The 12,205-nt window shown below is 71.8% G+C and carries 14 protein-coding genes; 5 read left to right on the top strand and 9 right to left on the bottom strand.

What is annotated here, in order from left to right; all coding sequences use genetic code 11:
• Positions 1–2 precede the first annotated feature (2 nt).
• Positions 3–812, bottom strand: a complete 810-nt coding sequence (locus ABT369_RS07245; RefSeq protein ID WP_350610819.1) for a phosphatase PAP2 family protein — start codon at positions 810–812, stop codon at positions 3–5.
• Positions 813–904: 92 nt separating this feature from the next.
• Here ABT369_RS07245 and ABT369_RS07240 point away from each other — a divergent pair, with 92 nt between their 5' ends.
• Positions 905–1,696, top strand: coding sequence for a maleylpyruvate isomerase family mycothiol-dependent enzyme (locus ABT369_RS07240; protein WP_350610818.1), 792 nt, complete (start codon positions 905–907; stop codon positions 1,694–1,696).
• 52 nt (positions 1,697–1,748) lie between these two features.
• On the opposite strand, the gene ABT369_RS07235 is transcribed toward ABT369_RS07240, so the two are convergent.
• The 3 genes from ABT369_RS07235 to ABT369_RS07225 all read right to left on the bottom strand — a co-directional run bounded on the left by ABT369_RS07235 (position 1,749) and on the right by ABT369_RS07225 (position 2,922).
• Complete coding sequence (locus ABT369_RS07235) at positions 1,749–2,189, bottom strand: LppU/SCO3897 family protein (RefSeq protein ID WP_350610817.1); 441 nt, start codon at positions 2,187–2,189, stop codon at positions 1,749–1,751.
• Between the two features lie 126 nt (positions 2,190–2,315).
• On the bottom strand, positions 2,316–2,561 hold the full coding sequence (locus ABT369_RS07230) for a hypothetical protein (protein WP_350610816.1): 246 nt from the start codon (positions 2,559–2,561) through the stop codon (positions 2,316–2,318).
• Positions 2,562–2,658: 97 nt separating this feature from the next.
• On the bottom strand, positions 2,659–2,922 hold the full coding sequence (locus ABT369_RS07225; protein WP_350610815.1) for a hypothetical protein: 264 nt from the start codon (positions 2,920–2,922) through the stop codon (positions 2,659–2,661).
• Positions 2,923–2,989: 67 nt separating this feature from the next.
• Between ABT369_RS07225 and ABT369_RS07220 the strand changes: the two genes are divergently transcribed.
• Positions 2,990–3,424 carry a DUF309 domain-containing protein gene (locus ABT369_RS07220; protein WP_350610814.1) on the top strand — a complete coding sequence of 145 codons (435 nt, stop codon included), beginning with the start codon at positions 2,990–2,992 and terminating at the stop codon, positions 3,422–3,424.
• Here ABT369_RS07220 and ABT369_RS07215 read toward each other — a convergent pair.
• From ABT369_RS07215 to ABT369_RS07205, 3 genes are all read right to left on the bottom strand, one after another.
• Positions 3,414–4,289 (bottom strand): NAD(P)-dependent alcohol dehydrogenase, encoded by an 876-nt coding sequence (locus tag ABT369_RS07215; RefSeq protein ID WP_350610813.1) that lies wholly within the window; start codon positions 4,287–4,289, stop codon positions 3,414–3,416. The two genes, ABT369_RS07220 and ABT369_RS07215, sit on opposite strands and share 11 nt — an antisense overlap.
• Positions 4,290–4,365: 76 nt before the next feature.
• Complete coding sequence (locus ABT369_RS07210) at positions 4,366–4,593, bottom strand: helix-turn-helix transcriptional regulator (protein ID WP_350610812.1); 228 nt, start codon at positions 4,591–4,593, stop codon at positions 4,366–4,368.
• Between the two features lie 2 nt (positions 4,594–4,595).
• Positions 4,596–4,949 carry a hypothetical protein gene (locus tag ABT369_RS07205; RefSeq protein WP_350610811.1) on the bottom strand — a complete coding sequence of 118 codons (354 nt, stop codon included), beginning with the start codon at positions 4,947–4,949 and terminating at the stop codon, positions 4,596–4,598.
• A 62-nt stretch (positions 4,950–5,011) separates the two neighbouring features.
• On the opposite strand from ABT369_RS07205, the gene ABT369_RS07200 reads away from it, so the two are divergent.
• Entirely contained in the window at positions 5,012–5,344 is a 333-nt protein-coding gene (locus ABT369_RS07200; RefSeq protein WP_350610810.1) for an STAS domain-containing protein, read from the top strand.
• Here ABT369_RS07200 and ABT369_RS07195 read toward each other — a convergent pair.
• Positions 5,341–5,556, bottom strand: a complete 216-nt coding sequence (locus ABT369_RS07195) for a hypothetical protein (protein ID WP_350610809.1) — start codon at positions 5,554–5,556, stop codon at positions 5,341–5,343. The genes ABT369_RS07200 and ABT369_RS07195 overlap by 4 nt on opposite strands.
• Positions 5,557–5,649: 93 nt before the next feature.
• Here ABT369_RS07195 and paaK point away from each other — a divergent pair, with 93 nt between their 5' ends.
• Positions 5,650–6,948: a phenylacetate--CoA ligase PaaK gene (gene paaK / locus ABT369_RS07190; protein ID WP_350610808.1), complete on the top strand. Its 1,299-nt coding sequence runs from the start codon at positions 5,650–5,652 to the stop codon at positions 6,946–6,948.
• A gap of 75 nt (positions 6,949–7,023) precedes the next feature.
• On the opposite strand, the gene ABT369_RS07185 is transcribed toward paaK, so the two are convergent.
• A complete protein-coding gene (locus ABT369_RS07185) occupies positions 7,024–8,418 on the bottom strand; it encodes a GH1 family beta-glucosidase (RefSeq protein ID WP_350610807.1) in 1,395 nt (464 codons plus the stop codon).
• 230 nt (positions 8,419–8,648) lie between these two features.
• Here ABT369_RS07185 and ABT369_RS07180 point away from each other — a divergent pair, with 230 nt between their 5' ends.
• Positions 8,649–12,122, top strand: a complete 3,474-nt coding sequence (locus tag ABT369_RS07180; RefSeq protein ID WP_350610806.1) for a galactose-binding domain-containing protein — start codon at positions 8,649–8,651, stop codon at positions 12,120–12,122.
• Positions 12,123–12,205: the final 83 nt, after the last annotated feature.

Raw genomic sequence — 12,205 nt, 5'->3', positions numbered from 1 at the left:
GATCATTGTTGTGATGTCAGCTTTGTGCCTTGGACGCGTTCCCGCTGCTCGGCCTGCGAGGGGCCGACCTGCACGGGTACGTGCGGGGAAGCGTGCTCCTGCCGGCTGGTGGCCATGAGGAGGATGCCGACGAGGACGGCGGCGATGATGCCGTCGAGCCAGTAGTGGTTGGCGGTGCCGGCGACGACGAGCATCGTGAGGACGGGGTGGGCGAGCCAGAGCCAGCGCCACTTCGAGGTGGTGGCGTGGATGAGCCCGGCGGCCACGACCAGGGCCCAGCCGACGTGCAGGCTCGGCATCGCCGCGTACTGGTTGCTGAGCGTGTCGGTCTGGGGCGGGCCGTAGACGCTCGGGCCGTACACGGCGGCGGTGTCGACGAGCCCGAGGCCGCCGAGCATCCGCGGCGGGGCGAGCGGGAACGCGAAGTGGATGACGAGCCCGGCCGCGGTGAGCCACGCGAGGATGCGGCGGAAGCGAAGGTAGTGTTCGGGGCGGAACCAGTAGATGAAGATCAGAAACGCGATCGTGGCGGGGAAGTGCACGACGGCGTAGAACACGTTGGCGGCCCGGACCAGGGCCTCGGCGCTGAGCAGCACGTGCTGGACGTCGGCCTCGTCCGGCAGGCGCAGCACGCGTTCGAGCTGCCAGATCAGGTTGGCGTCGCTGTAGGCGGCCCCGACGCGCCCGTCGACGGCGAGGCGGCCGACCTTGTAGGCGAGGAACAACCCCAGCACCAGCAGCAGTTCGGTCCAGGCTCGGGGCCTTAACCGCGTGGTGCGCTGCTGTTCACCAAGTTCGGCCCCCGTGTTCATCAGGCGAAGCTACCTGATGTTGCGGGTGACGCAAGATTCCAGATCTTGTTTATGCTTCAAGTTTCTCGGGTTCCGGATTCTTTGGGGGTTTCATGAGTAGTCGGGCAGATCAGGCGATCGCCGCACTCCGCAAGGGCCACGACGACCTCTCCGCTCTGGTCGCGGGCCTGTCGGCGGAGCAGCTGACCGGCCCGTCGGCGGCCGACGAGTGGGACGTGTCACAGGTCGTGAGCCACCTGGGCAGCGGCGCCGAGATCAACCTGGAGGCCGTGCAGGCCTCGCTCGAGGGCCGGCCCGCCCCCGAGTTCGAGTTCAACAAGGGCGTCTGGGCGCGCTGGGACGGCATGACCCCGCAGGAGCGCCAGGCCGCGTTCCCGGTCGCGAACCAGCGCCTGGTCGAGGCCTACGAGGCGCTCACGGCCGAGCAGCGCGAGTCGCACAAGGTCGACATCGGCTGGATGCCGGAGCCGGTCGACGTGGCCACCTCGGCGCTGCTGCGGCTGACCGAGTTCGGCTACCACGACTGGGACGTGCGCGCGGGCCTCGACCCGGCGGCGGAGCTCGCGCCCGAGGCGGCCGCGCTCATCAGCGACCGGGTCGAGGGGCTGTTCGGCTGGATCGCCAAGCCGGCCAACCTCGACGGGCGCACCGCGGACCTGCTCGTCCAGCTCACCGACACCGGCGAGACCCTCGGCCTGCACCTGGGCGACCCGGTCTCCCTGGGCGCCGCCCCGGCCACGCCGGACGGCACGCTGACGCTGACGCTGGAGGCCTGGCTGCGGCTGGCCTCGGGCCGGCTCAAGCCCGCCTACACGACGTCGTCGGTCGCGGTCACCGGCCCCATCAGCCTGGACGACCTGCGCGCCGTCTTCCCCGGCTACTGAGGGTTGTGGGCCGGGGGATCGTCCCCGGCCCACCCGTTACCCCCCCCGGGTGTCACTTCTTCGTCGACTTGAGGCAGAGGACGTCGCCCTTCTTGCCCTGCTCGCCCTGCCAGAACGTGGTGGTGCTGTCCGGCCACTGGTCGCAGACGGACGTGAACGGGCCGGTCGCCTCGCGCTGCTCCTTGCCGGAGACCTTGCCGAGCACGGTGTAGTCCGCATCGGCGTCGTCGCACTTCACGATCTTGAGCTTGTCGTCGCCCGGGTTGTGCAGGCAGTCCCCGACGTTGGCGTTCATGGCCGCGTCGCGGTTGAAGTACCAGGCGGCGCCGAGCAGCACGCCGAGCAGGACGACCAGCGAGAGCAGGATCGTGACCTGCCGGCGCTTGCCGCTCCCGGCCGGCGCCGCGACCGCGGGCCGCCCCGGCATCGGGTCCTGCACGGGCGCCTGGGGCTGGAGTTCGGGCTCGGGTTCGGGCTGCGCGGGTGTGGTCATGGTGGAGCCTCCCCGGAATCCGGATGGGTACGGGCTAGGCGTACCGGCTCCCGGGTGCTGATGCGCGTGACTGTCCATATTCCGACTCCATCGACCTTTCGGCCTGTCGCCCACCGCGGCCCGGGGTCAGGCATCCGTCAGGGTTGATGGGCTGGCCGGCATCCCCCACACGCGCCATTGCGTGGGCGGGGAGCCGTCGTCCAGGAGCGCGGCGGTCGTCGTGCCGGACCGGGCCGGGGTCGCCACCGCGAGGAGCTCGGGGCGGCGGGCCGCATGCGTGGCACCCGCCGCGGCCAGGGAGCCCGCCAGGCCCAGCGCGGCCAAGAGGCCCGCCAGGCCGGTCGCGCGGCGCAGGATCGTGGGTCGTCGCACCTTGCCCTCCTCGTGTCGCCGAATGTGTGGAAGTCTTTCCACGACGGCTCCGGCGGGCGTGGCAGGAGGCTGTGACCCGGCTGGGAGGGGCTGAACGTCAGCGCTCTATGGGGCGGCGCAGGGAGTAGGTCACCGCGTGGAGGCGGTGCGGCTGGCCGATGATCATCGCGGCGCGGTCATACGCCTGCCAGCCGTCCGCGCCGGCGCGGTTGAGGTGGCGCAGGTCATTGAAGCGCTCGTCGGTGCCCCACCGTTGCACGCCGCCCGGGTGGTGGAAGACGGCGTCCCAGTCCTCGAACTTGTCCGTGCCCAGCGTGCCGGCCGCACGGTACTCCAGTCGCGCATATTCCCATTGCGTCACGCGGTCCATCATGCCCGACATCGAGCGGAACCACCGTCACGGAAAACCGTGAAATACGCTGGGGAGCATGGAGCGCGATCGAGACGTCGAAGGCCGGGCGCGCAACCAGCGGCCGCGGGACGAGCTCGGGCGGCCGCTGCCCCGCGGGGCGGTGGGCGTGCCGACGATGCCCGACGATCTCGAGGTCACGCCCGAGGAGGCGCTCGAGCGGGCGCAGCGGCTGCTGGACGAGGGGCGGCCGTTCCACGCCCACGAGGTCCTCGAGGCCGCCTGGAAGTCGGCCCCGGAGGCCGAGCGCGAGCTGTGGCGCGGGCTCGCCCAGCTCGCCGTCGGGCTCACGCACGCCCGGCGCGGCAACGCGGACGGCGCCGCCCGGCTGCTGGACCGGGCGGCGCTGCGGATCGCGGCGTATGCGGGCGATCCGCCGTACCGGATCGATGTGGACGGTCTCGTCGCCTTCGTGCGAACGGGCGGAAGTGGCACGCCGCGGCTCAGAGCGTGAGCGCGACCTTGCCGCGCGGGTGCCCGGCCCGCAGGTAGTCCAGCGCCGAGGCGGCCTCGGCGAAGGGAAACGTGCGGTCGACGACCGGTGTCAGGGCGCCGGAGGCCATCCAGGCGGCGAGCGTCTCCAGCCGCGGCGCGGTCGCCTTCGACAGCAGGCCGGTCAGGTGCTGGCGGGTGAAGCCGTTGAGCAGGCCCGCGCGCAGCTGCCGGTCGGTGCCCTGCAGCCACTTGCCGCCCACCTCACCGCCGACGATCACCAGCGTGCCCGCCGGGGTCAGCAGGTGCCGCAGCGCGCGCAGGGTCCGGCCGCCGCCGGTGTCGAGGATGAGGTCCCAGCGGCCGGTGGGCTCGCCGGTCGCGTAGTCGATGACGTGCGCCGCGCCGAGGGAGTGGACCAGGTCCGCCTTCGCGGCCGAGCACACCCCGGTGATCTCGGCGCCGAGGATGCGCGCGATCTGTACCGCGAACGACCCCACCCCGCCGCCCGCGCCCAGGATCAGCACGCGCTGGCCCGAGCGCAGGCGCCCCGCGTCGCGCAGGCCCTGCAGCGCGGCGACCCCGGACCCGGCGACCGTCGCCGCCTGCGCGAACGAGACCGGCTCCGGCTTGCGGGCCAGTTGCTGCTCGGTGGAGACGGCCAGCTCCGCGTAGGTGCCGTCGCCGGTGCCGAACACCTCGTCGCCGACGCGCAGCCCGGTCACCTCCGGCCCGACGGCGGCGACCACGCCCGCGAGGTCCAGGCCCAGGATCGGCTGGCGGGGGCGGCGCAGGCCGAAGCCGGCGGCCCGCACGGCGTAGGGCAGCCCGGTCGCCACGTGCCACACGCCCTGGTCGACGCCGGCCGCGCGGACCTCGACGAGCACCCCGCGGGGCCGGGCGCCGGGGTGGGGGCCTCGCGGATCTCGAGCGGGTCGCCGTAGCGCTGCCGCACGATCGCCCTCATGACTCCTCCTCCTGCGGGTAGTGGAACACTGCCTCGAGCGGGACGCCGAACGCCCGCGCGATCTGGAAGGCCGCCTCGAGCGTGGGGGAGTACTTGCCCTGCTCGATGGCGTTGACGGTCTGCCGCGTGACCCCGATGCGCTCGGCCAGCTCCGCCTGGGTCATCTCCCCGTGGGCGAAGCGCAGCGCGCGGATCGAGTTCGTGACGCGGGTCGGCTTGCCCACGCCTACATCCCCCGCCGGTACGCGACGATCTTCACGGCCGCCGACGCCAGGGCCGCGAGCACGAACGCCAGGTAGAGGGAGTTGGCGATCCAGAAGTACGGGGCCTCGCGCATCGCCAGCACCAGCGGGACGAGCGCGGCGATGCTCATGACGTAGAAGCCGACGTACTCGCCGAGCCGGCCGATCGCCCGGTCCCGCTCGTCGAGGGCCTGCACGTCCTTCGGCGCGGCGCCGGCGGCGACCGTCACGGCGGCGATGTTGAGCACCATCGACGCGCCGACCGCGACCAGCAGGGGCGTGACGTAGTGCGCGGCGGCGAGGCCCTCGGCGGGCATCCGCAGCAGCAGCGCGATCACGTACCCGGACCAGGCCGGACCCCGGGGCCACGGGCCGTCAGCGAGCCGCTACCGTCTACGCCGTGGCGTTCACGATCGGCACGGCGGGCGGGCACGGCGTCGTGCGCGCGGAGGGCGAGCTCGACGTCGGCAACGCGCCCGAGCTGCGGGAGGCGATCACCGCCGCGCTCGACGCGCGGCCCTCGCTCGTGGTCGACCTGGCCGCTGTCACCTTCATGGACTCGGTGTCGCTGGGCGTGCTGATCGGCGCGCACAACCGGGCCCGCGAGGCCGGCGGCGGGTTCGCCGTCGTGTGCGCCGACGAGCGGGTCGCGCGCATCTTCCGCATCACCGGCCTCGACCAGGTCTTCACCATCGCCGCGACGGTGGAAGCGGCGGCCGCGGCGCTCGGTTAGGTGTTGCGGAGGATGGCGTCGATCTCGGCGATCTCCTCCTCGGTGTGCCGGCCCAGGATCAGGTCCAGCTCGAGGCGCTCGGCCGGGGTCCGGTAGGCGGCGATCTCGCGCTCCAGGCTGCGCCGGGCGCGACGGGCCTGCATGCGGCCGGCGATCGCGGTGCGAACCCGGCGGGTGGTGGTCTCCATGGCTGTGTTCATGGCTGTGTTCATGGCTTTACTGTATCGATTCAGAACGGGCCGGAAGCGGTGCACGGGCGTGATCGCGAGCACGCGGGCGCTGAGCTGCGGGTGCAGGATGGTCGTGTGCGTGACGTCACCCCCGCCCCCGGTTCCCTCGAGCCGATCGAGACCGCCTCCCGCGACGAGCTGGCCGCCCTGCAGCTCGAACGGCTCCGGCAGACCCTGCGGCACGCCTACGAGCACGTGCCGCACTACACGGCCGCGTTCGAGGCGGCCGGAGCACACCCGTCGGATCTTCGCGACCTCGCGGACCTGGCGCGATTCCCGATGACCGCGAAGGCCGACCTGCGCGCGAACTATCCGTTCGGCATGTTCGCGGTGCCGCGCGAGCGCGTGGCCCGCATCCACGCCTCATCGGGCACGACGGGCCAGGCCACGGTCGTGGGGTACACGAAGGCCGACGTGGACACCTGGGCCGGGCTCATGGCCCGCTCGATCCGGGCCTCGGGCGGGCGCCCCGGCGACCTGGTCCACGTCGCGTACGGCTACGGGCTGTTCACCGGCGGCCTGGGCGCCCACTACGGCGCCGAGCGCCTCGGCTGCACGGTCGTGCCCGTCTCCGGCGGCATGACCGAGCGGCAGGTGACCCTGATCCGGGACTTCCGGCCCGACGTCATCATGGTGACGCCGTCGTACCTGCTGGCGATCGTCGACGAGATGGAGCGCCAGGGCCTCGACCCGCGGGACACCTCGCTGCAGGTCGGGATCCTCGGCGCCGAGCCCTGGACCGAGGACATGCGCGCGGAGCTGGAGCGGCGCCTGCAGATGCACGCCGTCGACGTCTACGGGCTGTCGGAGGTGATGGGCCCCGGCGTCGCCAACGAGTGCGCCGAGACCAAGGACGGCCTGACGATCTGGGAGGACCACTTCTACCCGGAGATCGTCGACCCCGTCACCGGCGCGGTGCTGCCCGACGGCTCCTACGGCGAGCTGGTGTTCACGTCGCTCACCAGAGAGGCGATGCCCGTGATCCGGTACCGCACGCGCGACCTCACCCGCCTGCTGCCCGGCACCGCGCGCACGATGCGCCGCATGGAGCGGATCACCGGCCGCAGCGACGACATGATGATCGTGCGCGGCGTGAACGTGTTCCCGACCCAGATCGAGGAGCTCCTGCTGCGCCGGCCGTCCCTGTCGCCGCATTTCCAGTGTGTACTGTCCCGCGACGGCCGCCTCGACGTGCTCACCGTGCGCGCCGAGCGCCGCCCGGACTCGGCACCGGAGACGGCCGAGGCGGACGCGCGGGAGCTGGAGCGCGCGGTGAAGGGCTCGATCGGCGTGACGATGCGCGTGGAGGTGGCCGGGCCCGGCACCGTGGAGCGCTCGGCCGGCAAGATGCGCCGCGTGCTGGATGAGCGCTGACGAGCGCTGAGCCCCGACGGCGGCCGGGCGCTGGCTGGGCGTGGGCCGGCCGCCGTCGAGGGGGCGGGGGTGGCCTCAGATGGCGTTGCGGGCGATGGCGTCGGCGTACCAGCGGCCGCTCGCCTTGATCGTGCGCTCCAGGGTCGCGTAGTCCACGCGGATCAGGCCGAAGCGGCGGCTGAAGCCGAACGCCCACTCGAAGTTGTCCAGCAGCGACCACACGAAGTACCCGCGCAGGTCCACGCCCGCCGCGATCGCCTCGTGCACGGCCGCCAGGTGGCCGCGCAGGTAGGCGATGCGCTCCGGGTCGTCGATGCCGCCGTCGGGGCCGGGGCGGTCGTCGTACGCGGCGCCGTTCTCGGTCACGTAGATCGGGAGGTCGCCGTAGTCGCGGTTGATGCGCAGCAGCAGGTCCCGCAGGCCCGTCGGGTCCACCGACCAGCCCATGTGCGTCACCGGGCCCGGCGTCGGGTGGAACCGCACGGCCTGCGCGGTCGGGTACGGGGTGTTGTGGTCCAGCACGCCGTCGGGGGCCGCGCTCACCAGGTCCGGCTGGTAGTAGTTCACGCAGACGGCGTCGACCGGGGCCGAGATCGCCGCGAGGTCGCCCGGGTGGACGAAGTGCCAGTCGGTCAGGTCGCGGGTGTCCTCGACGGTGTCGGACGGGTACGACCCGCGCAGGATCGGGTCGAAGAAGATCCGGTTCAGCAGCCCGTCGATGCGCCGGGCGGCGTCGGCGTCGGCCGGGCTCCCGGTCAGCGGGCGCACGGCCCCGGCGTTGAGCGCGACCGAGACCTGGCCCGTCACGCCGGCCGCGCGCAGGGCCGCGACGCCCAGCCCGTGCGCCAGCAGCAGGTGGTGGGTCGCGGTCAGGGCGCCGACGTGGCCGCGGCGGCCGGGGGCGTGCCCGCCGGTGCCGTAGCCGAGGAACGCCGAGCACCACGGCTCGTTGAGCGTGTTCCACATGGCCACCCGGTCGCCGAGGCGGGCGCCGACCGCGGCCGCGTAGTCGCCGAAGCGCAGCGCGGTGTCGCGGGCCGTCCAGCCGCCGCGGTCCTCGAGCTCCTGGGGCAGGTCCCAGTGGTAGAGGGTGGCGACCGGGCGCACGCCCGCGGCCAGCAGCTCGTCGACGAGCCGGTCGTAGAAGTCCAGGCCGGCCTCATTGACGCCGGCGCCGCCGGCCGGGCGGACGCGGGGCCACGCGATCGAGAACCGGTACGCCGACAGCCCGAGCTCGGCCATGAGCTTGACGTCCTCGCGGTAGCGCAGGAAGTGCCCGGTCGACGTGGCGCCCGTGTCGCCGCCGTCGATCCGGCCCGGCTGGGCCGCGAACGTGTCCCAGATCGACGGGGTGCGGCCGTCGGCGTCCACGGAGCCCTCGATCTGGTACGCGGCCGTCGCGGCGCCCCACCAGAACGTCGAGGGGAAGGTCAGCGCGTCCTGCGTGGCCTGGACTGCCGTCGTGCTCACACGTATCACCCCGTGCCTCGTAGGGAATGGTTTGGAGAGCGCTCTCCAAACTGTGTGACCAGACTGCGACCCTTTGTGGGTGAGTGTCAAGGTCCAGGGGTGCTCCTCATGGCCGCGAATAGCCGCGAACCCTTGACACGACGGAAACGGCCGGACAACACTGCGAGCAATCGGAGAGCGCTCTCCAAACCGCCGCGGCGCCCTCCACACACCCCGCAAGGAGCCCCCTCGTGCATCCGGCGCACACGTCCGCCCCCGCCTGGCGGAAACTCCTGACCTCGCGATGGCGCATCGCCCTGGTGCTCGCCGTCGTCGCCGCCGTCGCCGTCGTGGTCGCGCCGTTCGCGCGCGCCGCCGACGGCCTGATCTCGCAAGGCAAGCCCGTCACGGCCTCCTCGGAGCAGGCCGCCGATGTCGCCGCCAGCTACGTCAACGACGGCAACGCGGGCACCCGCTGGAGCAGCCAGTGGAGCGACCCGCAGTGGATCCGCATCGACCTCGGTGCGACCGCGACGATCAGCCAGGTCAAGCTGAGCTGGGAGGGCGCCTACGGCAAGGCCTTCCAGATCCAGACCTCGGCCGACGACCAGAACTGGACGAACATCTACAGCACCACCACCGGCACCGGCGGCGAGCAGACGCTCACCGTTACCGGCACCGGACGCTACGTGCGCATGTACGGCACGGTCCGCGGCTCCGGCTACGGGTACTCGCTGTACGAGTTCCAGGTCTACGGCACCATCGGCGGCACCACGAACCCGACCGGCGGCGCCTGCAACACCGCGACCAACGTGGCGCAGGGCAAGACGGCCACGGCCTCGTCCTCGGAGGGCGCGGGCAACGGCCCGCAGTACGCAGTCGACGGCGACGCCGGCACCCGCTGGAGCAGCCAGTTCAGCGACCCGCAGTGGATCCAGATCGACCTCGGCTCGACCCAGTCGATCTGCCAGGTGGTCCTGCAGTGGGAGTCCGCCTACGGCAAGACCTTCCAGCTGCAGACCTCGGCCAACGGCACGGCCTGGACGGACATCTACTCCACCAGCACCGGCACCGGCGGCACGCAGACCATCCCGGTGAGCGGTTCCGGGCGCTACATCCGCATGTACGGCACCGCCCGCCCCGGCGGCTACGGCTACTCGCTGTGGGAGTTCAAGGTGTACGCCGGCGGCGGCACGACCACCACGTCGCCGACCCCCTCGACGTCCCCCTCGACCCCGCCGACCCAGGATCCCGGCTGGACCACGGTCTGGCAGGACACGTTCGACGGCGCGGCGAACACGTCGCCGTCGGCGGCGAACTGGCTCATGCGCACCGGCACGCAGTTCCCGGGCGGCGCCGCCAACTGGGGCACCGGTGAGGTCGAGACGGCCAGCAACAGCACGGCCAACGTGTACCTCGACGGCGCCGGCAAGCTCAACATCAAGGCGATCCGCGACGGGGCCGGCAACTGGACCTCCGGCCGCCTGGAGACCCAGCGCACCGACTTCCAGGCCGCCCCGGGCGAGCAGGTGAAGTTCACCGCGCTGGTCAAGCAGCCCGATGTGGCCAACGCCGCCGGCTACTGGCCCGGCTTCCGGGCGACCGGCGCGGCGTACCGCGGCAACTACAACAACTGGCCCGGCGTCGGCGAGACCGACATCATGACCGACGTCAACGGCCGCAGCCAGCTCTCGCAGACCCTGCACTGCGGCACGGCCCCGGACGGCGTCTGCGGCGAGTACAACGGCCGCTCCTCGGGCCTGGCCTCGTGCGTCGGCTGCCAGACCGGCTACCACGAGTACACCCAGGTCATCGACCGCACGAAGACCGACGAGGAGATCCGCTTCTACCTCGACGGCAAGCAGTCCTGGGTCGTGCGGGAGAGCCAGGTCGGCGTGACGGCGTGGAACAACGCCGTGCACCACGGGTTCTACCTGCGCTTCGACCTGTCCGTCGGCGGCTCGCTGCCCAACGCGATCGCCGGCTTCACCACCCCGACGCCGAACACCACCTCCGGCGGCATCCTCTCCGTCGACTCGGTGACGGTGGCGAAGGCGACGGGCACGGTCCCGGCCGCGATGACCGACCCGGCGACGCCGGCCGGCCCGAGCGTGGTCAAGGTGACCGGCAGCCAGGGCAACTGGCAGCTGCAGGTCAACGGGCAGCCGTGGGAGGTCAAGGGCCTCACGTACGGCCCGCCGCAGGGCGCCGCCGACGGCTACGTGCGCGACCTCAAGAACATGGGCGTCAACACGATCCGCACCTGGGGCGTGGACGACGCGCAGACCCCGGAGCTGCTCAACCGGGCGGCCCAGCAGGGCCTCAAGGTCGTCGTCGGGCACTGGCTCAACCAGGGCGCCGACTACGTCAACGACACCACGTACAAGAACAACACCAAGACCGAGATCGTCAACCGGGTCAACGCGCTGAAGAACAACCCGGGCGTGCTCATGTGGGACGTCGGCAACGAGGTCATCCTCACGATGCAGGACCACGGGCTGTCCGCGGCCGACGTCGAGGCGCGGCGGGTGGCGTACGCCAAGTTCGTCGACGAGCTCGCCGTGGCCATCCACGCGGCCGACCCGAACCACCCGGTCACCTCGACCGACGCGTACACCGGCGCCTGGCCGTACTACAAGGCGAACTCGCCGCACCTGGACCTGCTGGCCGTGAACTCCTACGGGGCCATCGGCAACATCAAGCAGGACTGGATCAACGGCGGATACACCAAGCCGTACATCGTCACCGAGGGCGGGCCGTCCGGCGAGTGGGAGGTGCCCAACGACGTCAACGGGGTGCCGAACGAGCCGACCGACCTGCAGAAGCGCGACGGCTACACGGCCAGCTGGAACGCCATCAAGTCGCACCCGGGCGTGGCCCTCGGCGTGACCGAGTTCCACTACGGCCTCGAGAACGACTTCGGCGGCGTCTGGCTCAACACGTACCCCGGCGGCTGGCGCCGGCTCGGGTACGGGGCGCTGAAGCAGGCCTACACCGGTACGCCGCTGGCCAACACCGCGCCGCAGATCACCGCGATGACGGTGTCCAACCAGACGGCCGTGCCGGCGGGCAGCCAGTTCACGGTGAACGTGGCCGCGAGCGACCCCAACGGCGACACGATCCGCTACAACCTGATGGCCAGCGACAAGTACATCACCGGCGGCACCGGCTTCCGGAACGTGAACTTCACGCAGAACGGTTCCACGTTCACGGTCACCGCGCCGGAGAAGCTGGGTGTCTGGAAGATCTACGTGTACGCCTTCGACGGCCAGGGCAACGTCGGCATCGAGACCCGCTCGTTCAAGGTGGTCGCGCCCAGCATCCCGGGCACGAACCTCGCCCTGAACAAGACGGCCACGGCGTCGAGCTACCAGCCGACCGGCACCAACGGCCCGCAGCTGCCCTCCTACGCGGTGGACGGCAACTACGGCACCCGCTGGGCCAGCGAGTGGCTCGACACCGCCTGGATCACCGTCGACCTCGGCTCCAAGCAGACCTTCAACAAGGTCTTCCTGGCCTGGGAGGACGCGTACGCGAAGGGCTACCAGATCCAGACGTCGGACGACAACGCCAACTGGACGACGATCTACTCGACCACGGCCGGCGACGGCGGGTTCGACGACGTCAACGTCAACGGCAACGCCCGGTACGTGCGGATCAACGGCCAGACCCGGGCGACGGCCTACGGCTACTCGCTGTGGGAGTTCGGGGTGTACCGCTCGTAGTCGCGTGACTGGAATGCCGTGAAAGCGCTCTCTGGGCAGATTGCCTGGAGAGCGCTTTCCGTATGACGTGCTATAAATGCGCG

The organism is Dactylosporangium sp. NPDC000244 (assembly GCF_040300725.1).
GTDB lineage: Bacteria > Actinomycetota > Actinomycetes > Mycobacteriales > Micromonosporaceae > Dactylosporangium.
This window is presented reverse-complemented; position numbering and strand designations above follow the sequence as displayed.

What these genes read in the sequence shown, in the direction of transcription:
- ABT369_RS07245 (WP_350610819.1), bottom strand. Translation starts at nt 812, where the DNA reads ATGAACACGGGGGCCGAACTTGGTGAACAGCAGCGCACCACGCGGTTA.
- ABT369_RS07240 (WP_350610818.1), top strand. Translation starts at nt 905, where the DNA reads ATGAGTAGTCGGGCAGATCAGGCGATCGCCGCACTCCGCAAGGGCCAC.
- ABT369_RS07235 (WP_350610817.1), bottom strand. Translation starts at nt 2,189, where the DNA reads ATGACCACACCCGCGCAGCCCGAACCCGAGCCCGAACTCCAGCCCCAG.
- ABT369_RS07220 (WP_350610814.1), top strand. Translation starts at nt 2,990, where the DNA reads ATGGAGCGCGATCGAGACGTCGAAGGCCGGGCGCGCAACCAGCGGCCG.
- ABT369_RS07195 (WP_350610809.1), bottom strand. Translation starts at nt 5,556, where the DNA reads ATGAACACAGCCATGAACACAGCCATGGAGACCACCACCCGCCGGGTT.